Source organism: Nocardia inohanensis NBRC 100128 (assembly GCF_001612945.1).
Classification (GTDB): Bacteria; Actinomycetota; Actinomycetes; order Mycobacteriales; family Mycobacteriaceae; genus Nocardia; species Nocardia inohanensis.
Genome location: NZ_BDBK01000018.1, coordinates 110,403 through 136,789, shown reverse-complemented (window position 1 = coordinate 136,789; position 26,387 = coordinate 110,403). Strand labels below are relative to the sequence as shown.

At 67.1% G+C, this 26,387-nt stretch carries 23 protein-coding genes and 1 pseudogene; 10 read left to right on the top strand and 14 right to left on the bottom strand.

Annotation, left to right across the window (positions count from 1 at the left end; all coding sequences use genetic code 11):
* Nucleotides 1-1,146 carry a beta-ketoacyl synthase N-terminal-like domain-containing protein gene (locus NI1_RS33855; protein WP_067829565.1) on the bottom strand — a complete coding sequence of 382 codons (1,146 nt, stop codon included), beginning with the start codon at nucleotides 1,144-1,146 and terminating at the stop codon, nucleotides 1-3.
* A gap of 225 nt (nucleotides 1,147-1,371) precedes the next feature.
* Between NI1_RS33855 and NI1_RS33850 the strand changes: the two genes are divergently transcribed.
* A complete protein-coding gene (locus NI1_RS33850) occupies nucleotides 1,372-2,709 on the top strand; it encodes a diguanylate cyclase domain-containing protein (RefSeq protein ID WP_369690160.1) in 1,338 nt (445 codons plus the stop codon).
* Nucleotides 2,710-2,917: 208 nt separating this feature from the next.
* On the top strand, nucleotides 2,918-5,257 hold the full coding sequence (locus NI1_RS33845; RefSeq protein WP_067829562.1) for a HelD family protein: 2,340 nt from the start codon (nucleotides 2,918-2,920) through the stop codon (nucleotides 5,255-5,257).
* Nucleotides 5,258-5,317: 60 nt separating this feature from the next.
* Here NI1_RS33845 and NI1_RS33840 read toward each other — a convergent pair whose 3' ends face one another.
* From NI1_RS33840 to NI1_RS33830, 3 genes are all read right to left on the bottom strand, one after another.
* Nucleotides 5,318-5,770 carry a universal stress protein gene (locus NI1_RS33840; RefSeq protein ID WP_067829560.1) on the bottom strand — a complete coding sequence of 151 codons (453 nt, stop codon included), beginning with the start codon at nucleotides 5,768-5,770 and terminating at the stop codon, nucleotides 5,318-5,320.
* Nucleotides 5,771-6,160: 390 nt separating this feature from the next.
* Nucleotides 6,161-6,577, bottom strand: coding sequence for a DoxX family protein (locus tag NI1_RS33835; protein WP_067829838.1), 417 nt, complete (start codon nucleotides 6,575-6,577; stop codon nucleotides 6,161-6,163).
* 76 nt (nucleotides 6,578-6,653) lie between these two features.
* The gene (locus NI1_RS33830; RefSeq protein ID WP_067829557.1) at nucleotides 6,654-7,526 is read right to left on the bottom strand and encodes a helix-turn-helix domain-containing protein; all 873 of its coding nucleotides are present in this window, start codon (nucleotides 7,524-7,526) and stop codon (nucleotides 6,654-6,656) included.
* 55 nt (nucleotides 7,527-7,581) lie between these two features.
* Between NI1_RS33830 and NI1_RS33825 the strand changes: the two genes are divergently transcribed.
* Nucleotides 7,582-8,064, top strand: coding sequence for a VOC family protein (locus tag NI1_RS33825; protein ID WP_067829555.1), 483 nt, complete (start codon nucleotides 7,582-7,584; stop codon nucleotides 8,062-8,064).
* A gap of 125 nt (nucleotides 8,065-8,189) precedes the next feature.
* On the opposite strand, the gene uvrB is transcribed toward NI1_RS33825, so the two are convergent.
* Nucleotides 8,190-10,355, bottom strand: coding sequence for an excinuclease ABC subunit UvrB (uvrB, locus tag NI1_RS33820; protein ID WP_067829552.1), 2,166 nt, complete (start codon nucleotides 10,353-10,355; stop codon nucleotides 8,190-8,192).
* Nucleotides 10,356-10,523: 168 nt separating this feature from the next.
* Between uvrB and NI1_RS33815 the strand changes: the two genes are divergently transcribed.
* Nucleotides 10,524-11,021 (top strand): hypothetical protein, encoded by a 498-nt coding sequence (locus tag NI1_RS33815; RefSeq protein WP_157535483.1) that lies wholly within the window; start codon nucleotides 10,524-10,526, stop codon nucleotides 11,019-11,021.
* 250 nt (nucleotides 11,022-11,271) lie between these two features.
* The gene (locus NI1_RS33810; protein ID WP_067829547.1) at nucleotides 11,272-11,799 is read left to right on the top strand and encodes a DUF402 domain-containing protein; all 528 of its coding nucleotides are present in this window, start codon (nucleotides 11,272-11,274) and stop codon (nucleotides 11,797-11,799) included.
* Between the two features lie 127 nt (nucleotides 11,800-11,926).
* Here the strand turns inward: NI1_RS33810 and NI1_RS33805 are convergent, their stop codons facing one another.
* Entirely contained in the window at nucleotides 11,927-12,355 is a 429-nt protein-coding gene (locus tag NI1_RS33805; protein ID WP_067829544.1) for a hypothetical protein, read from the bottom strand.
* Nucleotides 12,356-12,545: 190 nt separating this feature from the next.
* Between NI1_RS33805 and NI1_RS33800 the strand changes: the two genes are divergently transcribed.
* Nucleotides 12,546-13,070 carry a ribonuclease FAU-1 family protein gene (locus NI1_RS33800; RefSeq protein WP_084524182.1) on the top strand — a complete coding sequence of 175 codons (525 nt, stop codon included), beginning with the start codon at nucleotides 12,546-12,548 and terminating at the stop codon, nucleotides 13,068-13,070.
* 68 nt (nucleotides 13,071-13,138) lie between these two features.
* Here NI1_RS33800 and coaE read toward each other — a convergent pair.
* The 3 genes and pseudogenes from coaE to rpsA all read right to left on the bottom strand — a co-directional run.
* A pseudogene (gene coaE, locus NI1_RS33795) lies at nucleotides 13,139-14,068 on the bottom strand (dephospho-CoA kinase); the annotation flags it as partial.
* Nucleotides 14,069-14,714: 646 nt separating this feature from the next.
* A complete protein-coding gene (locus NI1_RS33790) occupies nucleotides 14,715-16,244 on the bottom strand; it encodes a phospholipase C (RefSeq protein ID WP_067829542.1) in 1,530 nt (509 codons plus the stop codon).
* A 241-nt stretch (nucleotides 16,245-16,485) separates the two neighbouring features.
* Nucleotides 16,486-17,958 (bottom strand): 30S ribosomal protein S1, encoded by a 1,473-nt coding sequence (gene rpsA, locus NI1_RS33785; RefSeq protein WP_067829539.1) that lies wholly within the window; start codon nucleotides 17,956-17,958, stop codon nucleotides 16,486-16,488.
* 297 nt (nucleotides 17,959-18,255) lie between these two features.
* Here rpsA and NI1_RS33780 point away from each other — a divergent pair, with 297 nt between their 5' ends.
* Nucleotides 18,256-19,128, top strand: a complete 873-nt coding sequence (locus tag NI1_RS33780) for a class I SAM-dependent methyltransferase (RefSeq protein WP_067829537.1) — start codon at nucleotides 18,256-18,258, stop codon at nucleotides 19,126-19,128.
* Between the two features lie 40 nt (nucleotides 19,129-19,168).
* On the top strand, nucleotides 19,169-20,695 hold the full coding sequence (locus NI1_RS33775) for a serine/threonine-protein kinase (RefSeq protein WP_245663536.1): 1,527 nt from the start codon (nucleotides 19,169-19,171) through the stop codon (nucleotides 20,693-20,695).
* Nucleotides 20,696-20,722: 27 nt separating this feature from the next.
* Here NI1_RS33775 and NI1_RS33770 read toward each other — a convergent pair whose 3' ends face one another.
* The gene (locus NI1_RS33770; protein WP_067829531.1) at nucleotides 20,723-21,031 is read right to left on the bottom strand and encodes a hypothetical protein; all 309 of its coding nucleotides are present in this window, start codon (nucleotides 21,029-21,031) and stop codon (nucleotides 20,723-20,725) included.
* Nucleotides 21,032-21,128: 97 nt separating this feature from the next.
* Here NI1_RS33770 and NI1_RS33765 point away from each other — a divergent pair, with 97 nt between their 5' ends.
* Nucleotides 21,129-22,163, top strand: coding sequence for a helix-turn-helix transcriptional regulator (locus NI1_RS33765; protein ID WP_067829529.1), 1,035 nt, complete (start codon nucleotides 21,129-21,131; stop codon nucleotides 22,161-22,163).
* Nucleotides 22,164-22,215: 52 nt separating this feature from the next.
* Here NI1_RS33765 and NI1_RS38590 read toward each other — a convergent pair whose 3' ends face one another.
* The 3 genes from NI1_RS38590 to NI1_RS33755 all read right to left on the bottom strand — a co-directional run bounded on the left by NI1_RS38590 (nucleotide 22,216) and on the right by NI1_RS33755 (nucleotide 24,861).
* Nucleotides 22,216-22,383 carry a type II toxin-antitoxin system antitoxin gene (locus tag NI1_RS38590; RefSeq protein WP_169815672.1) on the bottom strand — a complete coding sequence of 56 codons (168 nt, stop codon included), beginning with the start codon at nucleotides 22,381-22,383 and terminating at the stop codon, nucleotides 22,216-22,218.
* Nucleotides 22,383-23,255: an SPFH domain-containing protein gene (locus NI1_RS33760; protein ID WP_067829526.1), complete on the bottom strand. Its 873-nt coding sequence runs from the start codon at nucleotides 23,253-23,255 to the stop codon at nucleotides 22,383-22,385. Before NI1_RS33760 ends, NI1_RS38590 begins: the two co-directional genes overlap by 1 nt.
* 223 nt (nucleotides 23,256-23,478) lie before the next feature.
* Nucleotides 23,479-24,861, bottom strand: a complete 1,383-nt coding sequence (locus tag NI1_RS33755) for an FAD-binding oxidoreductase (protein WP_067829523.1) — start codon at nucleotides 24,859-24,861, stop codon at nucleotides 23,479-23,481.
* 71 nt (nucleotides 24,862-24,932) lie between these two features.
* Between NI1_RS33755 and NI1_RS33750 the strand changes: the two genes are divergently transcribed.
* Nucleotides 24,933-25,856 carry a LysR family transcriptional regulator gene (locus NI1_RS33750; RefSeq protein ID WP_067829520.1) on the top strand — a complete coding sequence of 308 codons (924 nt, stop codon included), beginning with the start codon at nucleotides 24,933-24,935 and terminating at the stop codon, nucleotides 25,854-25,856.
* Here NI1_RS33750 and NI1_RS33745 read toward each other — a convergent pair.
* A complete protein-coding gene (locus tag NI1_RS33745; protein ID WP_067829518.1) occupies nucleotides 25,846-26,331 on the bottom strand; it encodes a DUF4383 domain-containing protein in 486 nt (161 codons plus the stop codon). The two genes, NI1_RS33750 and NI1_RS33745, sit on opposite strands and share 11 nt — an antisense overlap.
* Nucleotides 26,332-26,387 lie beyond the last annotated feature (56 nt).

Genomic DNA, 26,387 nt, shown 5'->3' with positions numbered 1-26,387 from the left:
CTAACCGATCGGGCCGAGCACCAGCGCCGAATTGTGGCCGCCCATACCGAGAGCCGTCTTCACCGTGATGCCCCCGCTATGCGGCTGCACCCCATCGACCAGGCGGGCATGCGCGGGCGCGACGATCGGCGCGGACACCACCCGGCCGCGCTCGTAGCCCATGGCGATGGCCGCCACCTCCACCCCGGCCGCGGCCGCCTGGCAGTGCCCGGTCAGCGGTTTGGTGGCCACCACCTGTGGCCGATTATCGAATATTTCGGCGAGCAAAGCGGTTTCGGCGTCATCGCACTGCTTGGTGCCCGACCCGTGGGTATTCAGGTAGGCCACTTCCTCCGGCCGCACATCGGCATTCGCGAGCGCGCGCCGCACGCATTCGAAGATCTGCTCGTAGGACGGCTCCACCGAGATCACGTGATAGCCGTCGTTGGACATGCCGCCGCCGAGCACCGCCGCGTACGGACGATCCGCCTCGCGGGTGACCACGAAAGCCGTGGACGCCTCACCGAATCCGAAGCCGCGGCTGCCCTCCTGGAACGGGCGGCAGGCGTCGAGCGGATCGGTGTCGTCGACCGCCGCGCCGAGCGCGACGAAGGGCTCCACCATGTCGGGGGTGGCGGAGAGATCGGTGGCCACCACGATCACGTCGTCGGCCATGCCCTGGGCCAGCCACAGCTGCGCGGTGAGCAGTGCCACATTGGCCGAGGAGCAGGCGGCGGTGACGTTCATCGACGGACCGTGGAAACCGAACTCGCTCATCAGCATCGACACCGGGGTGGAGGGCAGCAGCCGCAGGTAGTCGCGGGAGCGGCGGCGCGATCCGTCCACGGTGTAGAAGTCGCGCCATTCGTAGACGTTGCCCAGCACGATGGCGTGCAGCAGGCCGACGGTGCGGCCCGGCCGCCAGCCGCGTTCCTTCGCGTCGGCGACGGCTTCGCGCGCCGATCCCAGGAACGCCCGCAGATACCGACTGGGCGGAAGCTCCGGATCGCCGCCGTCCGGCACGCGGGCAACCCATCCGTGCCGATCGCGCTCCGGGCCGTACCCTGGATAGAGCCGGGCCGCTGGCTTGCCGCTCAGCAAACCCTCCCAGAGGGTTTCCCGGCCCCACCCGTACCCGGTGACGGCGCCGATTCCGGCAATGGTCATATGATCTTGGTGCTGCTCAGCGGTAGGCGGGTTGGGGATGGTGCCAGGCATTGCATCGCTCCTTCTCGATCCGGTGCCCGTAATGATCACCACTCCCGGGCCGATGCTGTGCGGAACTGTGATTCATTCAATACCCTCGGCGGCGATGTTCCAGCAATCGCTCCGACAACAAAATGGTGCCGTGCTCCAACGACATGTCGCAATGACGATCAGGGGGTGCAAGTGGTGGTGGGTAACGATCGGGCAAACGCACCGACCGATGCCGAGCAACTGGCCCAGCGTTACCGGTCGCTGATCGACTACAGCCCCGACGGCGTAGTCGTCCACGAGCGCGGCAGAGTCGTCTACGCCAACCCGGCGACCGTGCGGATGCTGGCCGCCGGATCCGCCGACGACATCATCGGGCAGCCGGTCACCACCTTCGTCGATCCGGTCTCGCTGCCGGGCATGCTGGATCGCATTCGCCGGCTCACCATCACCGGCACCGCCTCCGAACCCTCGGAGATGACCCTGCTGCGCTGCGACGGCGGCACCGTGGACGTGGAGACCGTCTCCGTGCTGACCGCGTGGCACGACCGGCTGGCGTATCAGGTGGTGCTGCACGACCTCACCGCGCAACGCCGGGCCGAGGCGGCGCAGCGGCGGGCCGAGCAGTTCTTCACCACCGTGGTCTCGCAGCTCGAGGAGGGCGTGGTGGTGATCAGCCGGAGCGGGAAGATCGAATCCATCAATCCGGCGGCGCTGCGGATCTTCGGCTGGAACGGGCCGGATCTGATCGGCGTGCCGTACACCGAACTGCCGCTGTCGCTGCTGGACGCCAATGCCCAGCCGCTGCCGGGGGATCAATATCCGATCGTGCGGACCCTGGCCACCGGAGAGGCGGTGACGCGCTTCGTGTTCGGCGTGGACCGGCCCGACGGGCAGCGGCGCTGGCTCTCCACCAGTTGCCGGTTGCTGAACCCGGCCGACCCCAACTCCCCCGCCGTGTCGTCCTTCAACGACATCACCGAATTCCGGGCCAGCCGTAGGCAATTGGAGTACCAGGCGACGCACGATCCACTGACCGGGCTGGCCAATCGGGCGCTCGTGCTGTCGCGGTTGGCGGCGGCGCTGGGCACCACCGAGGCGTTGCCGGTGTCGACGGTCATGTTCATCGACCTGGACGGGTTCAAGGCGATCAACGACACGCTCGGGCATGCCATCGGGGACACGGTGTTGCAGATCGTGGCGCAGCGATTGCAGCGCGGGCTGCGCTCCGACGATGTGGTCGGGCGGATCGGCGGGGACGAGTTCCTGGTGCTGCTCTCGGGGCGGACTTCCGAGGAGGACCTCGCGCAGCTGACCACGCGATTGCAGCAGGCGATGGCCGAGCCGATCATCGCGCGCGGGCATCGCATCCAGGTCAACGCCTCGATCGGCATCACCCGGCTGGGTTCGGGCGAGACCCGCACGCCCGAGGCCGTGCTGCACGACGCCGATATCGCCATGTACCGCGCCAAGCCGCCGAATCACCGGGACAGCGGGAAGCTGATCCGGCGGACCGACAACACCCACGCGTCCTGAATCGACCACGGTCGGGCGGCCGCGCCGAGGATATGCGCAGCCCGGCCGCATAGTTGCGACCATCACGTTTACCTGCGGATACGGCAGCGGCGGAAATCGCCAACTAGAATCGACAACTCTGTTCTTCGATGGTTCGCGTGTCGTGCGTCCACGGCAGACGTGGTGAAAGAGGAGTTCCGTTTTGCCCGACCTCACGGAGGATCGCCCTGTGTCCGCGTCCGATCCCGCCGCTGCGGAATCTCCGGATCTGGAGCGCGAACAGCAGTACTTGACGAAGCTCTACCAGCAGTTGGACGGGATGCGCGCGTATGCGCAGCGGCGGCTGAAGACCGTGCTGCTGGAAACGGGTGGCACGCCGCAGGCGCGGAGTGAGCGGGAGTCGTTCACGCAGCTGTACTCCGAGGATCTGTCGAAATACGATGCGGCCGAGCATGGTCTGTGCTTCGGGCGCATCGATCTGGCGGACGGCGTGCACAGCGACGGATCGAACGGCGACGCGGCCGGTGCGAACGGCAGCAGCGCGAACGGCTCGGGCGAGTTCCGCTATATCGGCCGTATCGGCATCCTCGACGAGTCCTCCGACTACGAGACGCTGCTGCTGGATTGGCGTGCGCCACTGGCCCGCCCGTTCTACCTGGCCACCACCGCCGCCCCCGACGGCGTCACCCGCCGCCGCCACATTCGCTCGCGCAACCGCAAGGTCACCGCGGTCAACGACGAATACCTGGACCTGGATGCCGCCCGCCGCGACGGCGTGGTGACCGACGACAGCGGCGTCGGCAGCGAAAGCGCGCTGCTGTCCGCGCTCAATGCCGCCCGCACCGGGCATATGAACGACATCGTGGAAACCATTCAGAGCGAACAGGATTCGATCATTCGCTCCGAGCACAAGAGCGTGCTCGTGGTGCAGGGCGGGCCGGGCACCGGCAAGACCGCGGTGGCGCTGCATCGCGCGGCGTACCTGCTGTACACCTACCGGCAGCAGCTGGACAAGGCCGGCGTGCTCATCATCGGGCCCAACTCGACCTTCCTCGATTACATCGGGCAGGTACTGCCGTCGCTGGGTGAGACCGGGGTGCTGCTCTCGACCATCGGCAATCTGTATCCGGGGGTGCAGGCGACCGTCGAGGATTCGCTGCGCGCGGGTGAGCTCAAGGGCTCTCTGGCGATGCTCGAGGTACTGAAGAAGGCGGTGCGGGACTGGCAGGAGATTCCGTCCGAGCCGATCCGGCTGCACTTCGACGGGCACGACCTGACGCTGGATCGCAAGATCGTCACCAAGGCGCGCGGCCGGGCCCGGTCCTCGCGGCGGGCGCACAACCTGGCGCGGCCGGTGTTCGCGGCGGGCGTGGTGGACGCACTCACCGATCAGCTGGCGGCGGCCATCGGGGCCAATCCGCTGGGCGGGCGGAACCTGTTGAGCCAGACCGATCTCACCGAGATCCGCGACGAGATGCGGGCCGACACCGATATTCAGCGGGCCATCGCCGGATTGTGGCCGATCCTGAGCCCGCAGGAGGTGCTGGCCGGGCTGTGGGCCGACCCCAAGCGGCTGGCCCGCGCGGCCGGCCAGCTCAGCCAAGCCGACCGCGACGAGCTGTACCGCCCTGATCACGGTGAATTCAGCGATGCCGACGCGCCGCTGCTGGACGAGCTCGCCGAACTGCTCGGCGTCGACGACACCGAGGAGCGCGAACGCGCCCGCCGGCGCTGGCGGGCCCAGCTGGCCGAGGCGCAGGACGCGCTGGACATCCTGACCGGTTCCGCGCCACAGGATCTCGAGGACGAACTCGATCCCGAACTGCTCATGGCCTACGACCTGATCGACGCCTCCCAGCTCGCCGAACGCCAGCAGGTCCGCACCAGCCAGACCACCGCCGAACGCGCCGCCGGGGACCGCACCTGGACCTACGGGCACGTCATCGTCGATGAGGCGCAGGAGCTTTCGGAGATGGCGTGGCGAATGGTGATGCGGCGCATCCCCAATCGCTGGATCACCGCCGTCGGCGATGTGGCACAGACCGGCGATCCGGCCGGGGCCTCGTCCTGGCAGCAGGTCCTGGAACCGTATGTGGCCAAGCGGTGGAAGCTGACCGAGCTCACCGTCAACTACCGCACGCCGTCGGAGATCATGGCCATCGCCGCCGATGTGCTCGCCGAGATCGACCCCGGCGTCTCCATCCCGCGCTCGATCCGCGACTCCGGGTTCCAGCCCGCCGCCCATCGCGTGGCGAGCGACGAACTGGGCGCGGAAGTGAAGCGCCTGGTCGACGCCGAAGCCGCGCATCCGGGCACCACCACCGTCATCGTCCCCCACGACCTGATGCCGGAACTGACCCACCTGAACAGTGATTCGGTGCGCGTGCTGACCGTCCACGATGTGAAGGGCCTGGAATTCGACGCGGTCATCCTCGCCGAACCGCACCGCATCCTCGGGGAATCCCCGCGCGGCATGAACGACCTCTACGTCGCCCTGACCCGAGCCACCCAGCGCCTGGCGGTAGTGCACACCGAGGAGCTACCGGAGGTCCTGCACCGCCTGCGGTGAAGTGCGTGAATACAGCAGCGGCCGTGCCCGGGTGGGCACGGCCGCTGCTTTTTGCTCGTCTTAACGCACGGTGTGCACGATCAGCACGTCCGCGCGGGACTTACGGGCCACGTCGGCCGGGACGGAGCCCAGCAGACGGCCGGCGAGGGTGTTGAGGCCGCGGTTACCGACGACCAGCAGGTCGGCTTCGACCTCCTTGAGCAGGGTCAGCAGCGACTCGACGGGCTCACCGACGACGGCCTTCTCGACGATATTGGTCGCGCCGGCGGCTACCGCCTTGTCGCGGGCCACGCGCAGGATCTCGCTGGTGGGTGCGGAACCGCGCACCTGGTATGCCTCGTCCTTGAGCACGTCGGCGGCGGCGGCCACATCGCGGTCGTCGGTCGGGTAGTACGCGCACGCGATGTAGAGCGTCGCACCCTCGTCGCCGGCCAGAGCCGCGGCCCGCTCGACGGCGACGTACGACGAGTCCGAGCCATCGGTACCGACGACGATCGTCCGGTAGGCGGTCATTCTCTCCTCCAAGTGCAAGGGTCGGGGCCACGGTTTCCCCCGCGTGGTGCGGTTACCACCGCGGCAACTTCGCCTGACAATAGCGGCATAACCGACGGAAATTTTCGATATCGCAACACATCACACTCGCGTCGCGCGGCCGCTCCGCAACACATTCGCGGAGCGGCCCGTGAACGACCCTGACTACCAGCAAAAAGGCGAGCGATTGTGACACCGCACAAAAATCGCGAACCTTATTGCGGCGCTGGGAGGTTCGTCACACGCTAGCGATAATCGGCCCAGAACCAGCCGAGAATCACGCTGAGGATGTGCATGCGTTCCCTATCCCTTCGGCCGATCGATGACGGGCAATACTAACGCCGTCATCGACGCGGCCGATCCGGGCCCGGTTCAGAGGCTGAAAAGCGGTCCGGTGATGGTCAATCCGAGATCCGTGCCGACGTAGGCGAAGAAGGCGAAGAGCATGAGCGCCGCGCCCGCCAATGCCAGATCCTTGTTGAAGTGCACCATTTCGGTCTGCTTGGCCTGGGCGTCGGTCTCCTTCCAGAAGGCGTGCATCAAGAACGCCGTCGGCAGCAGGAAGACGAACAGCAGCAGGGCGCCGAGGTCGGCCCAGACGCCGAGCAGGACGCTCAGTCCGCCCGCGATGAGCAGCACGCCCGAGGCCATTACCGCCGGCTTGGGCATCGGCACGCCCTTGAACTTCGCGTACTGCGCCATCGCGTCGGCCTGCGCGATGTGGCCGAAGCCGGAGCTCAGGAACAGCAGGACGAACAGCACCCGTCCGATCAGAACCAGCACGTCCATGGCCATCTCCTTCATTGATTCGCCATTTGGGTGACACGGCAACCAACTCATCAGGAGGGCGGGGTATTCCCGTTGTTCAGGAGGGTATCGAGGTGCGGGCGTATTCGAGCGGAGCCATACCGATCTCCTTGGAGAACTCGTTGGAGAAGTGCGCCTGATCGAAGTAGCCCAGGTCCAGGGCCAGCGCGGCCAGGTCGGAGACGCGGCCCTCGGCGAGCAGGTGCGCGCCGTCCTGGAGGCGGTAGCGACGCAGCACGGCTTTGGGGCTGGTGCCGACATAGCGGCGGAAGAGGCGTTGCAGGGTGCGGATCGGGAGCTCGAACAGGTCGGTGAGCTGGTCGACCCGGGTCAGGTCCCGGTCCCGCTCCATGGTTTCGATAATGCGCAGGACCAGGCGGTAGGACTCGTCGTCGGCTACGCCGCGGCGGTCGAACTCACCGGCCAGAAAGTCCTCGACCAGAGCCCGGCGGCCTTCGAGTTCGGGTTCGGCGAGGACCTTTTCGGCCAGGCCCCGCGCCTCGGGCAGCACATCGGTCAACGGCACCGAGGTGTCGCGTAGTGAACTGACGTCCAGGCCGGTGAACGCGCCGAACCCGCCGGCCCGGAACTTGACGCCGAATGTCTCACCCGCCTCGGCCAATTCGCGGGTGTACTTGGTACTCCAGACGCCGCTGACGAAGCCGCCGGTATGGCTGTGCTCGCGTTCGAAGGTCATGTTCACCGCCGGGAACGGCAGCACCTCGGCGTAGTAGGGCGGGCGGCCGCGCAGGTCCCACTCGACCGCCCAGTACCACTCGACATACCGGCACACCCGCTCCCCCGCCGCGAGCCGGCGATGGTTGCCGGTGCGGATCTGTTCCCACGGCCGCAGAATGCCTTTCGCGGTCTCCGGCGGCGGGACCGGACGCGGCTGGAGCCGGCCCGCACCGGTGCCGTCGTCATGCGGCATGAGGCTGTCGCTTTCTTACAAGAACGAAAAGGCGATCCGGACCAGAGTTGGAGGCATGAGCGAAACAGTGCATCCGATTCCCGAGGGCTACCACTCCATCACCTGCTTCCTGGCCGTTCCCGACGGCAATGCCGCCATCGACTTCTACTCCGCGGTCTTCGGCGCGAAGGTGCTGAGCCGCAACGACCTTCCCGACGGCCAGCCCGCACACGCCGAACTGCTGATCGGCGATTCCACCATCCAGATCGGCATGCCCATGCCCGACGAGGGCGTGCGCGCCCCCGAAGAAGGCTGGGTGCACACCAGCATCGTCCACTACTGCCCCGACGTCGACGCCGTCGCCAAGCTCGCCCGCGAACACGGAGCCCGCTACGTCGACGAACCCCAAACCTTCGTCACCGGCGACCGCTACGGCCGCGTCATGGACCCCTTCGGCCACCGCTGGGTCGTCATGACCCGAGTCGAGGACGTCTCCCGCGAAGAAGCCGAGCGCCGCGTGAACGATTGGATCGCCAGTTCCGCCACTCCGAGCCTCTAGCGGGCAACCGAGGGCCGCCGACCGTCCGCAACCCGGGCCGGCGGTCGGGTGCCGAACCGATTCCGGACGTACCCGGCGAGTTACCCTCGCCAGCACGAAATCAGTTGTTACGTAGGCGATTCCACTCACTCGATACCGGCGGCGTCCATGCCGCGTAGCTCCTTCTTGAGGTCGGCGATCTCGTCGCGGAGGCGGCCCGCGAGCTCGAATTGGAGTTCGCGGGCGGCGTTCATCATCTGGGCGGTCATGTCCTTGACCAGGTCGGCGAGTTCGGCGCGCGGCATGGACTTGATGTCGCGGCCCTCGTAGACGCCGGCGCTGACGGCGCGGCCGGGTTCGCCCTGGGCGCGGCGGCCGCGGCTGGCATTGCGGCCCGAGCCGCCGATCTCGACTTCGGAATCCTCGGCTTCGCGATAGACCTGGTCGAGAATGTCGGCGATCTTCTTGCGCAGGGGTTTCGGATCGATTCCGTGCTCTTCGTTGTAGGCGATCTGCCGGGCCCGGCGGCGGTCGGTCTCGTCGATGGCGTGCCGCATGGAATCGGTGATCTTGTCCGCGTACATGTGGACCTCACCGGAGACATTGCGCGCCGCGCGGCCGATGGTCTGGATCAAGCTGGTGCCCGACCGCAGGAAGCCTTCCTTGTCGGCGTCGAGAATCGCGACCAGGGAGACCTCCGGCAGGTCGAGACCCTCGCGCAACAGGTTGATGCCCACCAGCACGTCGTATTCGCCGAGCCGCAGCTGCCGCAGCAATTCCACCCGGCGCAGGGTATCGATCTCGGAGTGCAGGTACCGCACCCGTACACCCAGCCCGAGCAGATAGTCGGTCAGATCCTCGGACATCTTCTTGGTGAGCGTGGTGACCAGCACGCGCTCGTCCCGCTCGGTGCGCAACCGGATCTCGTGCACCAGATCGTCGATCTGGCCCTTGGTCGGCTTCACCACCACGTGCGGATCCACCAGACCGGTCGGGCGAATCACCTGTTCGACGAATTCACCACCGGCCTGGCCCAATTCGTAGGGGCCGGGGGTGGCCGACAGATACACCGTCTGCCCGATCCGGTCGGCGAACTCCTCCCAGGTGAGCGGCCGGTTGTCGACGGCCGAGGGCAGCCGGAACCCGTACTCCACCAGGTTCCGCTTGCGCGACATATCGCCCTCGTACATGGCGCCGATCTGCGGCACCGTCTGATGCGATTCGTCGATGACGAGCAGGAAGTCCTCGGGGAAGTAATCGAGCAACGTGGCCGGCGCGGTGCCCGCCCCGCGACCGTCGATATGCCGCGAATAATTCTCGATGCCCGAGCAGAACCCGACCTGTTTGATCATCTCCAGGTCGTATTGGGTGCGCATCCGAAGTCGCTGCGCCTCCAGCAGTTTGCCCTGTTTCTCGAATTCCGCCAGCCGCACCTCGAGTTCGGCTTCGATATCTTTGACCGCGCGTTCCATCCGCTCCGGACCGGCCACATAATGCGTAGCCGGAAAAATGCGGACCATATCCACCTGCCGCACCACATCACCGGTGAGCGGATGCAGGTAATACAGCGCCTCGATCTCGTCACCGAAGAATTCGATGCGGATCGCCAATTCCTCGTAGGAGGGAATGATTTCGACGGTGTCGCCGCGCACCCGGAAGGACCCACGGGTGAACGACATGTCGTTGCGGGTGTATTGCACATCGACCAGCAAACGCAGCAGCCGATCCCGGTCGATCTCGCCGCCGACCGTCAGCGAGACCGAGCGGTCCAGGTAGGACTGCGGCGTGCCGAGGCCGTAGATGCACGACACCGACGCCACCACGACCACATCGCGCCGCGAGAGCAGGCTCGAGGTGGCCGAGTGCCGCAAACGCTCGACATCGTCGTTGATCGAGCTGTCCTTCTCGATATACGTATCGGTCTGCGCGATGTATGCCTCGGGCTGGTAGTAGTCGTAGTACGAGACGAAGTACTCGACCGCGTTGTTCGGCAGCATCTCCCGCAGCTCATTGGCCAACTGCGCCGCCAGCGTCTTGTTCGGCGCCATCACCAGCGTCGGCCGCTGCAACCGCTCGATCAGCCACGCCGTGGTGGCCGACTTACCGGTACCGGTCGCACCGAGCAGCACCACATCCCGCTCCCCCGCCGTGATGCGCCGCTCCAGTTCGGCGATGGCGGCAGGCTGGTCACCGGCCGGCACATGGTCGCTGACCACCTCGAACCGCCCGCCGAGCCGCTCGATAGCGCCGATCGGCCGGTGCTCCGAATGCGCCAGCGGCAGGTCGTCCGGGATCTCGGTTGCGAAAGCCATGCTCACCAGCCTAGGACGCCCCACCGACAGATTCCTCCCGGCCGACCCGCGCCGTGCTGCCGGGGCGGCCCCGGAAGCGGCCCGGCGCAGCGGTACAGCCCCACTCGAACGGGCAATCGAAGGACAGTACGGCCGCCGGCCGGCGGTCGCGACGAAGGAGAAGAGGATATGGCACAACGACTTTCGACAGCCGATCCGCAGTGGTCGGATTGGATGCGGGAAAAGGACAGCCTGTGGAAGTGCCCGACCGACCGGGTGCTCATCGGCCGGGAACATCGGGGCGACGAGAACGGAAAGACCAGGTACCGGTATGCCCGGCTGGTGCTCGGCGAGGGCGAGAACGTGGTGACCGCCGCGGTGACCCAGGGCGAGTGGAGCAGCCCGATCCGCGAATCGGGCGGCCGGTTCGCCGCCGATGACGGGGAGGTATTGATCGGACGTGAGCATCAGGGGGACGAATCCGGGGTGACCAGGTATCTCGTCGGCACCGTGGCGGTCGACGGCCGGCCGGTGTCCTTCAGCGATACCGGGTGGTCGGAATCGGTTGCCGAATCCGCGAGCCAGCTCGTCGCGCGGGACGGGGAGGTCATGATCGGCCGGTCGCATGCCGGCGACGAGAACGGTACGACCCAACATCAGAACGCGCGAGCGGAGCTGCTCGACTGAGCGGCGGCGACCCTGGGGCGACGCGAACGAACCGAGCAGTATTCAAATGTCCGAATTATCCGTTCTCGCAAGAGAGTTCGGGAAAATTTCAACAGGGTGACAGTGAAATTCCTTTTCCCTCAGAGGGGTTCCGCTCCCAGCTCACAGGTGTAACCTGAGACGGCTGGTCGGACGAGTCGAGAAGGGCGAGGCGATGACCGGTCTTCGTATGCCACAGCGCAATTCCACGAATGGAGTACACCCCTACCGGATGAGCGGCATCAATCACTCGGCTTCCCCGCACCGCCCCAGACTCGAATATTTCAATCTGGCCGAGCTGTCCTGGACCGATCACCACGGATACGTACACCCCGTCGAACGCGTGCACGCCGAACCCTGGGGCCTCTACGTCGAGCGCCTGGTGGACAACCCGCGCTTCCACTACATCGAATCGTGGCTGCTGCCGGAGCTTTCGCTGCGCGCCACCGTCTACCATCTGCGTCCCGGCCACGACCGCGGGCAGACCTACTACCTCGATATCGGCGACTACGGACCGGTAGAGCCCAAGAAGTGGCGCGCCGAGGGGCATTACCTGCACGTGGTGGCGCGGCCGGGGCAGGTCCCGGAGCTGGTGGGCATCGACGAGCTGCTGGCCGCACACGCGGCGGGCCACTTCGATACCGCGCGCACCCACAAGGCCATCGAACAGGCCGCGCACGTGGTGGACGGCATCGCCGGATGCGATCACGATGTCGATCGCTGGTTCGCCACCAAAGGCGTAGCCCTCACCTGGCTGTAGCGATCCGGTCACAGCCCACGGCGTTGAGCGGGCGGAATCGGGAATCCGGGCGGAGAATCAGAAAACCGCCCGGACCGTCTTGCGCTCGGCCCGGGCGGTTTTCGACACTGGACTGTCCGTCCTCCGACTAGCCGGACAGGCTCGGGATCAGCCCGCCCAGTCCGCCGCCGCAACCGAAGCTGCCCGTGCTGCTGCTGGCGCCCACCTGCACGGTGATCGAATCACTGATCAGGATCTGCCGCGCCTCGATCTTGTGCGATCCGGCCGTCGACGGCGTCCACTTCAGGGTCACCTTGTTGCTCAGCAACGACGGCGACACCGGGCTACCCGGAATGTCGGTGCCGTTGTCGGTGAACTTCACGGTGGACAACCGGTCCACCTCGACCGATGCGGTGAGGGTGTAGGAGCAGCCGACCTTGTGGTCGCTGCCCGATACCTCGAGATTGCCCACCCACGCGCCGGCCTGGGGCGCGGCCAGCACCATGGTCGCGGCCAGCGCGCCGAAGGTGGTGAGCCCCATACCGACCCGACGAACCCGGGCCTTCTGTGCGTTCATGCAGGTACTTCCCTTTGTTGTGCTCCCCCGCCCAGGTGCGGCGGGTCAGCGCAGATTAGCGAAATACGTGCGCTTCAGATTGGGTTTCGGTGAAATTCGCCCGATCGGAACCCGGCGATTCAGCAATCTGTCGGCGACGCAACACGCGCTCCCCTGGACGACCGCCGCCCGAACCGCGATCCTGAGAGGCATGACGCACGCCCCCACGGTGGACCTGCACCGGCCCAAGGTGGAGTACTTCCATGTCGACGAGCTCACCAATATCGATCCCAAGGGCTTCGTCCGGCAGGTGGAGCGCTACCACGTCGAACCGTGGGGGCTGTACATGGCCCGCCCCTCCGATCACCCGGAGTTCCATTACATCGAATCCTGGCTGCTGCCCGGGCTTTCCATCCGGGTGACGGTCTTCCACTTCACGCCCGCGGACCTGCGCGATCAGGACTACTACATCGATCTCGGCGAATTCGCGCAGGTCGGGCCCGACACCTGGAAGTCGGTCGACCACTATCTCGACCTGGTGGTGCGCAGCAATCGCGAAGTGGAGCTCCTCGACGTGGACGAGCTACTCGCGGCGCACGCGGCGGGCTACCTCGATCTCGCCGAGGCGCAAAAGGCGATCGAGACCGCGACCACGGTCATCGACGGCATCGCCGCGCACGGCCACCTGCTCGAACCCTGGCTGGAGTCGCACGGCATCAAGCTGACCTGGAAGTAGCGGGAGAACAACGCAGGCCGCCCGCACCGAAGGTGCGGGCGGCCTTCCGAAGTGGGGTGCGCGGGTCAGTCCACGGCGAGGCTGACCACCGCCGGGCGACCGGGATCGGCGCTCGCGTGCAGCCACTCCCCCGTGTCGGCGGGTGGAAAACCGATGGCCGCCAAGCGGTCCCGGAGCCCATCGGCGATGCCGGTGTCCGCCACCGTGATCCGGATGTCGAGGATATCAGCGGCGGGCTTGCCGGGTTCAGCGGTCGGGCCGACGTGCTCGATGCGCTGCGCGTCGGCCCCGCACGCGACGGCGAGCCGGGCGATGAGGCGCTGGGCCTGCGCCGGCCATTCCGGATTCGCCTCCACCACCGGCAGTTCCGGCAACGGCGCCGGGGTGCGCCGGCGGAGATTGCGTTCGAACGGGATCAGCCGCTCGTCCCAGAGCCGATGCACCTCGGCGTCGATCACGCCGTTCTCACCGTTGTTGTCCAGCAGCACATCGGCCACGGCGCGGCGCTGTTCGTCGGTGGCCTGAGCGGCGATGCGGGTGCGCGCGTCGGCCTCGTCGATGCCGCGGAACTCGACCAGGCGGCGGACGCGGGTCTCCTCCGCGGCGTCCACGATGACGACCAGGTTCATGAACGGGGCCAGGTGGTTCTCCACCAGCAGCGGAATATCCTGCACCACAATGCCGTCGGCGGGCGCGCCGGCGATGAGTTCGTTGGTGCGCTGACCGACCAGCGGGTGGGTGATGCCGTTGAGTGTCCGGCGCGCTTCGTCACTGGCGAAAGCCTTGGCCGCCAGGGCCGGACGATCGAGGCTGCCGTCGGCGGCGAGAATGTCATCGCCGAAAGCAGCCACCAGCGCGGCTAATCCGGGCGTGCCCGGAGCGACCACCTCGCGCGCGATCAGATCACTGTCCACCAGCACCGCGCCCCGCTCGACGAGCAACCGCGCGACGGTGGACTTGCCCGCACCCATGCCTCCGGTGAGGCCGATTCGCAACATTGGTCCAGTGTGTCATCCCGCGTTCGAAGCCCCTCGGGGGCCGCACCCAACCCCGAATGCCGCGATATCGGTAACCGTTCCGCAACAGTGGAAGTGGCCAAAGGGCGGATTACCCAGCCGCCACGGCAATTTCACCTCCACATGCAGGAATTGCCCATTCCGTGATATCGACGAGACCAATCCGCAACTTTTTCAACCAATCCCGACCGTACGTCGGCAACATTCCGACACGCCGGGGCGAATGTCGCGCAAAATACGGCGTCACACACTTTTGTTCGGCTAAGGTTCGCCGCAGGCGCGTCAAGGCCGGTAAAACGCAAGAGAAGGAACATCATTGGGCACCAGAAACATCCAGACGGGTCGCCACCGTCTGGGACTGCCGGGCACGATGCACTGCATCCAGATTCCCGCGGTCGCGGCAATGCTCGCCGAGCACCGCCGTTCGTGGCTTTCGATGCTGATCAACCCGGCTCGGCACAGCTTCGCGGCGATGCGAAAACGCTCCGAGTCCACGGCGACAGCGGCCCACTGGGTTCCGGCGACAGTCGGCTGATCCTCTCGTCCTCGCGGCCCAGCCCTTGCGGACTGGGCCGCTGTCGTGCGCCCGGGGGCCGTCGGCTCGAAAGACGGCCCCGCGGGCGGGAACTCAGACCAGCCCGCTCGGGCGGCGGCGAGTTCCCGGCTCCTGCACCGGCATCGCATTGGGCGGCACCGGATAGGGCGTGCCGATCGTCGCCGTACCCAGCGCCACGTTCGGACCGCACTGCGCGAGCGCGGCCTGCACCTTCCGATCCGCCGGGGCGAACACGGGTTTCGTGCTGTCCGGGCTCGCCCCGAAATCGAAGGCCGAGGTCATATCGCCGGTGACGCCGCGCCGCCATGCGGTCAGGTTCGGCACCTCGACCCCGAAACGCCGCTCCAGCAAACGCAATTGCGAAGTGTGGTCGAAGGTCTCCGAAGCGACCAGGCCACCGCGGCTGTAGGGCGAGATGACCAGGCCCGGCACCCGGTAGCCGAGGCCGATCGGTCCCGCGATGCCCATCGACTTCGACACCCGATCCAGCGGCACCGTCACGAATTCCCCCGGGGTGCCGGGCGGCGGGGTGGGCGGCGTGACGTGATCGAAGAAGCCGCCGTTCTCGTCGTAGCTGATAATCAGCGCGGTCTTCTCCCACACCGCCGGATTCGAGGTGAGAATATCCAGCACCTGCATGATGCCGACCGCTCCGAGCGCCGGCGGCAGCGCGGGATGCTCGCAATTGAACAGCGGCGGAATCACCCACGACACCGACGGCAGCCGGTTCGCGGCCACATCGGCGGCGAAGTCGTTGGGGTACACCGGCGCTTTACCCAGCCGCGCCAGTTCGGAATTCGGGTCGGCGGCCTGTTTGAAGCAGCCCAGCATGCCGTCGAGAATGACCGACGACAGCGGACCCAGATCGCGATTGTTGTAGATCTTCCAGCTCACGCCGCCCTCGGACAGGTTCTCCGGCATGGTCCGCCAGCTGTAGGCGTTCTGCGGAATCAGCGCCGGGGTCTCGAGCAGCGGACCGCCGTTCATACCGTCCGGGTCGATGGTCCCCGACATCCAGTACAGCCGGTTCGGGTCGGTCGGGCCCAGCACCGAGCAATGGTAGTTGTCGCAGACGGTGAAGGCGTCGGCCAGATCGTGGTGCACGGGCACGTCGGCGCGGGTGTAGTAACCCATTGCGGCGGGGGCGTTTCCGGCGCCGACCGACTTGATCGACATGGGCATCCAGCGATCGTTGGCGCCGCCGTTCCAGGATTCGTGCATGGCGGCCCAGGAGTGATCCGGGTCGTTGATGCATTCACCGTCCAGGGTGGCGCCGCGTTCGGTGTCGAGTCGGAACGGGAGGATGAATCCGTCGGCGGTCGGTCCGACACCCGGGGCGTAACCGTACTGCTGCCATGCGGCGGACGGGTCGTCGAAACCGCGGACCCCGGAAAGGGTTCCGAAGTAGTGGTCGAAGCTGCGGTTCTCCTGCATGAGCAAGACGAAGTGCTCGATATCGCCGAGCCCGCCCATGCCCGCGGGGTCGGCGGCGTAGGCGCGTTCGATGATCGGATTCGCGTAGGCGCCCAAGGCTGCGACCCCACCCGCGGCCATGGCCTTCGCCAGAAAATCCCGTCGGTTCAATCCGGCGAACACGCCCATGGTCGAAAAGCCTTCCGCTGAGTCTGCAATGAGCACCGCGCCAAGATCATGTCAGCTGGACCGGCGGCATGCAGCGCAGGGGCGCTGCACGGCGAATTCCTGACGGCGACTTGCCGGGCGGCGCTTCGGAATCCCGCCCACCAGAAGGAGAAATCCCCGGGTCCGCAAACGAGAAAGTCCCCGGGTCCGTCAGGACCCGGGGACTTTACTGCTAGCTATCGCCTAGGCGATGAGGCGCGAATCAGGCGTTGCCCGACAGCTTCTCACGCAGGGCGGCGAGCTGGGCGTCGGACGCCAGCGACCCACCGGCCGGCTCAGCCGACGAGGAGGAGCTGCTGGCCGCCTGCGCGCCGCTCTCGGAGGAGTAGTTGGACGGGCCACCGTTGGCGGCCTCGGCCGCGGCGTCGGCCGCCATCTTCTCCATCTGAGCGGTGTGCATCTTGTGGCGACGCTCGGCCTCGGCGTACCGGGTCTCCCACTCTTCGCGCTGCTTCTCGAAACCTTCGAGCCATTCGTTGGTCTCGGAGTCGAAGCCCTCGGGGAAGATGTAGTTGCCCTGGTCGTCGTAGCTGTCGGCCATGCCGTACTTCGACGGGTCGAACTCGGAGGTGTAGTCCTCGTTCGCCTGCTTCAGCGACAGCGAGATCCGGCGACGCTCCAGGTCGATGTCGATGACCTTGACCATCGCGTCGTCGCCGACGGCAACGACCTGGTCCGGGACCTCGACGTGGCGCTCGGCCAGCTCGGAGATGTGCACCAGGCCCTCGATGCCCTCTTCGACGCGCACGAACGCACCGAACGGAACCAGCTTGGTGACCTTGCCGGGCACGATCTGGCCGATGGCGTGGGTGCGGGCGAACTGACGCCACGGGTCTTCCTGGGTCGCCTTGAGCGACAGGGAGACGCGCTCGCGGTCCAGGTCGACGTCGAGAACCTCGACGGTGACCTCGTTGCCGACCTCGACGACCTCGGACGGGTGATCGATGTGCTTCCAGGACAGCTCGGAGACGTGCACCAGGCCGTCGACGCCACCCAGGTCCACGAAGGCACCGAAGTTGACGATGGAGGACACGACGCCCTTGCGGACCTGGCCCTTCTGGAGCTGGTGCAGGAACTCGCTGCGGACCTCGGACTGGGTCTGCTCGAGCCAGGCGCGACGCGACAGGACCACGTTGTTGCGGTTCTTGTCGAGCTCGATGATCTTGGCCTCGATCTCCTTGCCGACGTACGGCTGGAGGTCGCGGACACGGCGCATCTCGACCAGCGAAGCCGGGAGGAAGCCGCGCAGACCGATGTCCAGGATCAGGCCGCCCTTGACGACCTCGATGACGGTGCCCTTGACGGCCTCGTCCTTCTCCTTGAGCTCCTCGATCGTGCCCCAAGCCCGCTCGTACTGAGCGCGCTTCTTCGACAGGATCAGGCGGCCTTCCTTGTCCTCCTTGGTGAGAACGAGGGCCTCGACCTCATCACCCACGGAAACGACCTCATTGGGGTCGACATCGTGCTTGATGGACAGTTCGCGAGACGGGATGACGCCTTCGGTCTTGTAACCGATGTCGAGAAGGACCTCGTCACGATCGACCTTGACGATGGTTCCTTCGACGATGTCGCCGTCGTTGAAGTACTTGATGGTCTTGTCGATAGCGGCGAGGAAGTCCTCGGCAGAGCCGATATCGTTGACGGCTACCTGCGGCGAGGTGACAGTGGTGGGCATGTGTTGGGAGGCTCCGGACGGATTGTGGTCGGTAGTGGACATGTGGACTTTCGGTATTGCTGCGAACGCACAGCAGTGGAACTAACGTTGGTCATGCAGCAGCGCATCGCTGAGACGGAGCACAACGCTGCCCTGCTGTAACTTCCAAAGACAGCAATGCGGACTCACAGCACGATTGTCTGCTCTACTCGGCTCCTGCGAATCGGGTACAGAAGACACTCGCGGGAAACAGCGTACGCGAGGTGTGTTGTACCAAGCAAACACGGGTGCTCGCATGCGGGTCGATAGGGTTGGGCCATGCCCGAAGATCACCCCGAGACTACCGAAGACGCCCGGCACGCCGAGGCCAATGCCCTACTCGGCACGGCGGGGGTGACCAGGACCAAGGTCGATTCGGCATCGAGTCAGCGCGCGAGCCGCCGGTGGTGGGATGCCGACGCCGCGGCCTACCACGAAACACACGCCGACTTCCTCGGAGTGGATTCACCCGCAGGCGAATTCGTGTGGTGCCCGGAGGGGTTGCACGAGGGTGACTGGAAGCTGCTGGGCGATATCGAAGACAAGCGGATCCTGGAGATCGGCTGCGGGTCCGCGCCCTGTTCGCGATGGCTCGCCGCGCACGGCGCGCACCCGGTCGGACTGGATATCTCGCGGGCGATGCTGGCGCGCGGAGTGGCGGCGATGTCGGCCGGCGGGCCGCGCGTGCCCTTGGTACAAGCGGGTGCCGAAGAGTTGCCGTTCGCCTCGGAATCCTTCGATCTGGCCTGCTCGGCCTTCGGCGGGGTGCCGTTCGTCGCCGATTCCGGGCGGGTGATGAGCGAGGTCGCGCGGGTGCTGAAGCCGGGTGGGCGCTGGGTCTTCTCGGTGAATCACCCGATGCGCTGGATCTTCCCCGACGATCCGGGGCCGGAGGGCCTGCGCGCGACCATCCCGTATTTCGACCGCACTCCTTATGTAGAGCTGGACGCCGAGGGCGAGCCGACCTACGTCGAGCATCACCGGACCATCGGCGATCGGGTGCGCGAGATCGTGGCCGCCGGGTTGATCTTGAAGGACCTCATCGAACCGGACTGGCCGGAATGGCTGGACCGGGAATGGGGGCAGTGGAGCCCGCTGCGCGGTGAGATCTTCCCGGGCACAGCCATTTTCGTCACCGAGAAACCGAACTGAGGGCTGTCGGCCCGGCGGAGAACGTGATAGGGCTAGCGGGGTGGAGGAGGAAACCCCGTTCGGTCGTTATCGACTGCGCGGACTGCTCGGCGCGGGCGGGATGGGGCAGGTGTATCGCGCCTACGACACCGGTACCGAACGGGTCGTGGCGCTCAAGGTGCTGCCGCCGGAGTACGCGCACGACCCGGTGTACCGGGAGCGGTTCCGGCGCGAGGCGCAGCTCGCGGCGCGGCTGAGCGAACCGCACATCGTGCCGATCCACGATTACGGGGAGATCGACGGGCGGCTGTTCCTGGATATGCGCCTGGTCGAGGGGACCGACCTGGCGACCGTGCTGACCGTCGACGGCGCACTGCCGCCCGCGGCCGCGGTCTCGTACGTCGCGCAGGTCGCGGCGGCGCTGGATGCCGCGCACCGGGCGGGACTGGTGCACCGGGATGTGAAACCCTCCAATATCCTCACCACCCCCGACGGTTTCGCCTACCTCATCGATTTCGGGATCGCGCGCGGTGAGGGCGATGCCGGGCTGACCACGGCGGGCGCGGCCATCGGCACCTTCGCGTACATGGCCCCGGAGCGGCTCGACCACGGCGATTACGACGGCCGCGCGGATGTGTATTCGCTGGCGTGCGTGCTCTACGAATGCATGACCGGTTCCAAACCGTTCCCGGGCACGAGCGTCGAGCGGCAGATCGCCGCGCACCTGTCCGCGCCACCGCCCCGCCCGTCGGCGAGCAGTGTGGGCGTGCCCGCCGCCTTCGACGCGGTGATCGCGCGCGGTATGGCCAAACAACCCGGGGATCGATTTCCGACGGCGGGCGCATTGGCCCGGGCGGCGCAGGCGGCGCTGGGGCACGGGCGCGATCCTGCGACGATCGCGAGAACGGCTGCCACACAGATCATCCCGCGTTCGCCGGCCGGCACGCACGCCGATTCCGGGCCGGCGGCTACGGCCGATACCGAGTTGAGCCCGGGCACGGCGCCGAATCGCCCGGCCGGCAAGGATCTGACGCAGCGTTCCCTGAGCGCACTGGCCTGGGCGGCCGGTATCGGTGTCGCGATGGTGGCCGTGGTGGCGGTCGTGATCGTGCAGCTGCCGAACCGCGATTCGAGCTCCGGATCGATGGATGCGCCCGGTTCCTCGGCGTCGACCGGACGCGCCCAGCCCGGACCGGTGACGAACTCGGCCTACCCGCCCGGATCCCTGCCCGCGACAACATCTTCCGCGTCGCCGACTACCACCGGCGCGAACCCGACGGCGGCCCAGCTGACCGGTTTCGTCCGCGACCACTACGCGCGGTTACCGGGCGACACCGCCGCGGCCTGGGCGCGCCTGACCTCGCGATACCAGACCTACATCGGCGGCTACGACGCCTACCGGAAGTACTGGGCCACCGTCGGATCCGTCGCGACCTCGGCGCTATCGGCGGATACCGCCGCACTGACGGTCACCTACACGCTCTCGTTCCATTTCGCCGACGGCCGCGGCGCCACCGAAACCCGTCGCGCCCAACTGGTTCGCGCCGGCGACTCCTTCCAGATCGACAGCGCCGAACTCATCTCCTGATCTCGCGGCTGTCGAACCGGAGGGCCGTCAGCTCGCAACGGCCGCGCCGGGCACGCGCTGCTCCATCACGTCGGCGAGCAGAACGGCATGCGAGGTGAGCATTTCCCGGGACTGCGGCGTCGCGATGATCTTGTGCAGCGTCTCCAGGAAGGTTTCGGCCTCGGCTCGGGTGTCGAAGTCGAGATCGATGAGCACGCGGCCCGGATCGTCCGCGCTGCGCGATACCCGGCAGGAACGCACATTGTGATCGGCACGGACGCGATCGAACTTGTCGAAGACGTCCTTCCAGGTGTCGTAATCGCGCACGGTGTTGTCGATGTGCAGGGTGGTGGTCATGATTGCCTCCTGGTTCGGATTCCTGCCTGAAGTCTGGGCGCGAACCAGCGACGGCCATATCCCCGATCTTGGGGATTTTCGCTCCTAGACTGGGCGGGTGCCGAGCGCACGAGAGCTGGCCGACCGGATCGAGCGACACGATCGGGACGCCCACACCGCCAAACGATTCCGCGAGCTGGTGCTCGCCGATCTGCGCACGGCACTGCCCTGCCAAGGGCATGTCTTCGCCCTCACCGATCCGGTGACCAAGGTGGCCACCGCACCGCTGGCCGATGTCCCGGGACTGGAGTGGCCGCGGCTGCCGGAGCTGATCCGCGCCCGGTATCTGACGCCGCGCAGCCGGTGGGACGGACTGCTGGGGTCGGGGGCGCGTTCGCTGCTGGAACTGAGCGGCGGCGATCCGGAGCAGGCGGAGCTGTGGCGGTTGCAGCGCGATCTCGGCGTCTTGGACAGCGCCACCGTGGCTTTCGGAGACCGGTACGGCTGCTGGGGATTCCTGGAACTGCTGCGCTACACCGGAAAGCCTTTCACCGCAGCGGAACTCGCGACACTGACCTCGATCGCGGGCTCGATCACCACCGGATTGCGGCGGGCGCTCGGCCGCACCTTCACCGGTGCGGATGCCCGGCTGCCGCCGGTCGGACCCGCCGTGCTCATCCTCGATCCCGGCCTTCGGGTGCGAGCCCAGACGGCGGCGGCCGCGACCGCGCTCCTGCGCCTGAACCCGCCCGATGAACCGATGGCGCCCATTCCGGCCTCCGCCTACAACGCGGGCGCGGCGCTGCTGGCCGTCGAGCGGGATCTCGCCATCGGCCTGCCCTGGTCGCGAATTCATCTGGGCGGCAACCGCTGGGTGACGGTGAAAGCCGACCGGCTGGGAACCGATATCGCGGTCTCCATCGAACCGAGCTCGCCCGCCGAACGCCTGGACCTGTTCGCCCGCGCGCACGCCCTCTCCGCCCGCGAGAGCGAGGTGCTGGCACTGCTGGCGGCCGGGCTGGACTCCCGGCAGCTGGCCGCGGAGCTGGTGCTGTCCGAGCACACCGTCAACGATCACGTGAAGTCGATACTCGCCAAATGCGCTGCGCGGACCCGCAATACGCTGCTGTCGCGGGTGCTCGGCATCGGCTGAGCAGCGGAGCGCCGAGCGCCCCTTCGCCGGATGACGAAGGGGCGCGGGCGCTTCAGGACTTCGGTTCGCGGCCGGCTTGTTTGAGGGCCAGGCGCAACGCGTACTCGAGTTGCGCGTTGATACTTCGCAGGTCGTCGGCCGCCCACTTGGCGATGGCGTCGTGCACGGCCGGATCGAGCCGCAACAACACCTTTTTGGGCTCGCGCTTGGCGGCGGACATCAGTTGTAGAGCGATCCGGCGTTGACGACGGGCTGGGTGGCGCGATCACCACACAGCACGACCAGCAGGTTGGAGACCATTGCCGCCTTGCGCTCCTCATCGAGTTCGACCACGCCCTGTTCGGCCAGCCGATCCAGGGCCATGCCGACCATACCGACCGCGCCTTCGACGATGCGGCTGCGGGCGGCGACCACCTGGGCGGCCTGCTGGCGGACCAGCATGGCCTGGGCGATCTCCGGGGCGTAGGCGAGATGGGTGATGCGGGCCTCGAGGATCTCGATGCCGGCCAGGGCGGTGCGTTCGCGGAGTTCAACGGTGAGCTCCTCGGCGACCTCGCCGCCGTTGCGCAGGCTGGTGCCCTCGGCCTCGTCGGACTGGTAGGGGTGGGTGGTGGCGAGGTGGCGGACGGCGGTCTCGGACTGGGTTTGCACGAAGTCCTCGTAGTCGTCGACGGCGAAGGCGGACTTGTAGCTGTCGACCACCTGGTAGACGACGACCGCGGCGATCTCGACGGGGTTGCCGTCGGAGTCGTTGACCTTCAGCTTCTGGGTTTCGAAGTTGCGCACCCGCAGCGAGATATTGCGGCGGCTGCTGAACGGGGTGACCCAGTGGAAGCCCGCTTCGCTGACGGAACCGACGTAGCGGCCGAAGAACTGAATCACCTTGGCCTGGTTGGGGTTCACCACCACGAAGCCGGTCAGGATCACGACTCCGAGGATGATCGCGATCGCCAGGATGACCCCGGCGGCGGCAGGCGGGTTATCGCCCCCGCCGGACAGGGCCGCCAAGATGCCGAACGCCCCGGCGACGATCAGCACCACCAGTCCGAGCATCAGAAAACCGTTCAACCGGAACGCCTGGCGCAACTCCATGACACTCTCCTAGTATCGAAGTGATATCACGACGATAGCATAGAACAACTCTCGTGGCTCTCAGGGGCTTCGCCCCCGAACCCCCTCGCAACCCGGACGGGCTTTGCCCCCGAACCCCTGGCGGATCGGGCGGGTTTGCCCCCGAACCCTTTTCGCGATCCGGGCGGACTCTGCCCCGCACCCCAATGCTGTGCTGCCGCCCGGGTTACCGGGCGGCAGCAACTCATTTCTCGGGTCGATGGGGGCGGATATTGCGGTTGTTGCGGAAGAGGTTCTTCGGGTCGTATTCGGCTTTCAGGGTCGCCAGGTGGTCGTAGGTTTCCGGGCGGTATCCGGCGCGGGTCTGGGCTTCGTCGGCTTGGTCTCCGCCGCCGTAGAGGAAGTTGAGGTTGTGGCCGATTGTCCAGGGTTCCAAGGTCTTTCGGATGGTGGCCAGCTGGTCGTTCACCGCTTGGGCGTTGTCGGGCGTCGGCATGGCGATGACGCGGGCGATGTATTCGGCGTCGCGGTGGTCGAGGGCGATGCCGTCCGGTCCCGGGCGGCGCATCGCTCCGCCGAGGTGGCGGAGACCGGCGACGAGCGGGAGCGGAGCTTGCGGGCCGGTCAGCTCGAGGAAGGCGTCGGTGGCCTCGGCGGGCAGGTCGGAGAGCAGGGCGTTGGTGGCGATGTAGGCGTGCGGGAAATCGGGGTCGCGGTAGATGGCATGACTTTCGGTGTAGGGCATTTCGCGCAGGTCGTCGACCAGGCGCGGGCCGATCGCGCGCAGCGGTTCGACCAGGCGTTCACCGTCTTCGAAGGATCCGGTGTAGGCGATGTTGATGGTCGCGACGTACCGGCCGCGCAGGTGCGGGGGCAGTTGCGGCAGGTCGGGGAAGGTCATCATGGTGATGGCCGAGGTCAGCTGCTCGGACAGGTCCGCGGTCCACAGCCGCCACGCCTCCACGGCCTGCGCCACCGAGGCGGTGTCGAACTGGAGCTGGCCGCCGTAGACGGTGGTGACGGGCAGCAGTTCCAGTTCCAGGGCGGTCACCACCCCGAAGTTGCCGCCGGTGCCGAGCACCGCGCCGAACAGTTCGTCGCCGGGTGCCACGCGGCGGATGCGACCGTCGGCGGTGACCAGTTCGACGGCGCGCACATGGTCTGCGGCATAACCGAATTCGCGAGCCAGGATGCCGATGCCACCGCCGAGCACATAGCCGGTGACGCCGACCGACAGCGAGGAGCCGTTGAGCGGAGCCAGTCCGTGCGCGGCGGCGGCCTCGATCAATTCACCGGCCCGCACCCCGGCGGCGACGCGAGCGGTGCGGGCGGCCGGATCGATCCGAATCTCCCGCATGCGAGCGGTATTGATGAGCACGCCACCGTCGACGGCGACCGACAGCCCGTGCCCGGTCGACTGGACGGCTACCGAAAGATTGTGCCGCGCCGCGTATTCCACGGTCGCCCGCACATCCTCGGCGTGCACCGCGCCGACCACCACGGCCGGACGATGCGTGTAAGCCGTTTGGAATCCGGAGATTTCGTCGTCGTAGCCGCTGTCGCCGGGCTGGAACACCGGCCCGGTGACGGCGGGCAGTTCGTTGAGCGGAGCGTTCGTCGATGTCATGCCTTCGACTCTGCGCCGATCCGATTCAGAACTCCAACAGATAAATTTTCTAGTAGCTAGAATCGACAGTTATGGAACTGCGGCAGCTGCGCTACTTCGTCACCATCGTGGACGAAGCCAACTTCACCCGCGCGGCCGCCCGCCTGCACCTCGCGCAGCCGGGGCTCAGCGCGCAGATCAAGCAGTTGGAGAAGGAGCTCGGGCAGCCCCTGCTGGTGCGCTCGACCCGGTCGGTGTCCTTGACCCCGGTCGGCGAGGCGGTGCTGCCATTGGCCCGCGCGGCACTGGCCGCCGCCGAGCAGATCACTCACACCGCGGACGAATTCACCGGCCTGCTGCGCGGGCACGTCCGCGTGGGCTTGATCGCCGGCGCGGCCGACGGCGAACTCGATATCGCCGCGGAGCTGGCCGCCTTCCATCAGGATCATCCGCAGATCGGCATCTCGCTGACCGAGGACACCTCGGAGAACATGTACGCGGCGGTGCGCCGCGGCGCACTCGATATCGCTTTGATGAGCCTGTCCGGCGACGAGCTGGACCCGGCCCTCGCCACCGAGACCGTCCTGACCACCCGCCTGGTCGCGGCGGTCGCATCGACCGCGACGGGTTTCGGCGACCGGATCACCCTCGCCGAGTTGTGCGACCACCCGCTGATCTGCCTGCCGCCCGGCACCGGTATCCGGGGCCGCTTCGAAAGCACCTGCCAGGCGGCCGGATTGACGCCGAACTTCGCCTTCGAGGCGGGCGCTCCCCCGCTGCTCATGCGGCTGGCCGGTTACCAGCTCGGGATCGCCATCGTGCCGCCGATTCCGGCCGCCGACGCCGCCGCGCTCGGGGTGCGGATCCTGGAGATCGATCCGCAGATGAGCGGGCGGCTGGTGCTGGCCTGGAATACCGACCGGCCCCTGAGCCCGCCCGCGAAAGTGCTGCTGGGCCAACTCCGTATCGCGCTGGCGAACTGGAAGGATCCGGCCGCGATCGCGGTCAGGCCGTAGCGGCACGCGCCGGGTCGCCGGGCAGGAATACCGGCTTCAGCCCGCCGTCCCACGCCACCTGCACCACCACCAGCGCCAGCAGGATCGCGCCGGTGACCAGATGCATGATGGCGTCGGTGACATGGTTGGGGAAGCTGAAGATCAGCACAGTGTGCGAGAACAGCGCCCAGATGCCGATGCAGAAGCCGCCGCCCAGCGCCGCGATCACGCAGTACCAGGCGGACCAGTATTTGCGGGTGGCGGCCAGGAGGGCGGGGCCGAACAGCAGCAGTCCGGCCAGCCCGTGCCAGGCGTTGTAATCCATGCCCATGACCTGCGTGGCGGGCGCGTGGTGGCCGACGGCGAAGCTGGGTTCGGCGAGCCAGCCGACGACCGCCCACCCGATGTGCACCGCCCCGACCACGAAGACGGCCCATTGCAGGAAACTCCAGCGGGGCAGGTTGATTCGGTGTTCCGGTACTGCCAGCGCTCGCATGGCGCTACCTCCCAGACAGGCGACACAGATGTCTACTACGAAATGTAGTTGAATTG

Bases quoted from the DNA above. Each gene is read 5' to 3' on its own strand.
- NI1_RS33855 (WP_067829565.1), bottom strand. From the start codon at position 1,146: ATGACCATTGCCGGAATCGGCGCCGTCACCGGGTACGGGTGGGGCCGG.
- NI1_RS33840 (WP_067829560.1), bottom strand. From the start codon at position 5,770: ATGACCGCCTACCGGACGATCGTCGTCGGTACCGATGGCTCGGACTCG.
- NI1_RS33835 (WP_067829838.1), bottom strand. From the start codon at position 6,577: ATGGACGTGCTGGTTCTGATCGGACGGGTGCTGTTCGTCCTGCTGTTC.
- NI1_RS33830 (WP_067829557.1), bottom strand. From the start codon at position 7,526: ATGCCGCATGACGACGGCACCGGTGCGGGCCGGCTCCAGCCGCGTCCG.
- NI1_RS33825 (WP_067829555.1), top strand. From the start codon at position 7,582: ATGAGCGAAACAGTGCATCCGATTCCCGAGGGCTACCACTCCATCACC.
- uvrB (WP_067829552.1), bottom strand. From the start codon at position 10,355: ATGGCTTTCGCAACCGAGATCCCGGACGACCTGCCGCTGGCGCATTCG.
- NI1_RS33815 (WP_157535483.1), top strand. From the start codon at position 10,524: ATGGCACAACGACTTTCGACAGCCGATCCGCAGTGGTCGGATTGGATG.
- NI1_RS33810 (WP_067829547.1), top strand. From the start codon at position 11,272: ATGAGCGGCATCAATCACTCGGCTTCCCCGCACCGCCCCAGACTCGAA.
- NI1_RS33805 (WP_067829544.1), bottom strand. From the start codon at position 12,355: ATGAACGCACAGAAGGCCCGGGTTCGTCGGGTCGGTATGGGGCTCACC.
- NI1_RS33800 (WP_084524182.1), top strand. From the start codon at position 12,546: ATGACGCACGCCCCCACGGTGGACCTGCACCGGCCCAAGGTGGAGTAC.
- NI1_RS33790 (WP_067829542.1), bottom strand. From the start codon at position 16,244: ATGGGCGTGTTCGCCGGATTGAACCGACGGGATTTTCTGGCGAAGGCC.
- rpsA (WP_067829539.1), bottom strand. From the start codon at position 17,958: ATGCCCACCACTGTCACCTCGCCGCAGGTAGCCGTCAACGATATCGGC.
- NI1_RS33780 (WP_067829537.1), top strand. From the start codon at position 18,256: ATGCCCGAAGATCACCCCGAGACTACCGAAGACGCCCGGCACGCCGAG.
- NI1_RS33770 (WP_067829531.1), bottom strand. From the start codon at position 21,031: ATGACCACCACCCTGCACATCGACAACACCGTGCGCGATTACGACACC.
- NI1_RS38590 (WP_169815672.1), bottom strand. From the start codon at position 22,383: ATGTCCGCCGCCAAGCGCGAGCCCAAAAAGGTGTTGTTGCGGCTCGAT.
- NI1_RS33760 (WP_067829526.1), bottom strand. From the start codon at position 23,255: ATGGAGTTGCGCCAGGCGTTCCGGTTGAACGGTTTTCTGATGCTCGGA.
- NI1_RS33755 (WP_067829523.1), bottom strand. From the start codon at position 24,861: ATGACATCGACGAACGCTCCGCTCAACGAACTGCCCGCCGTCACCGGG.
- NI1_RS33750 (WP_067829520.1), top strand. From the start codon at position 24,933: ATGGAACTGCGGCAGCTGCGCTACTTCGTCACCATCGTGGACGAAGCC.
- NI1_RS33745 (WP_067829518.1), bottom strand. From the start codon at position 26,331: ATGCGAGCGCTGGCAGTACCGGAACACCGAATCAACCTGCCCCGCTGG.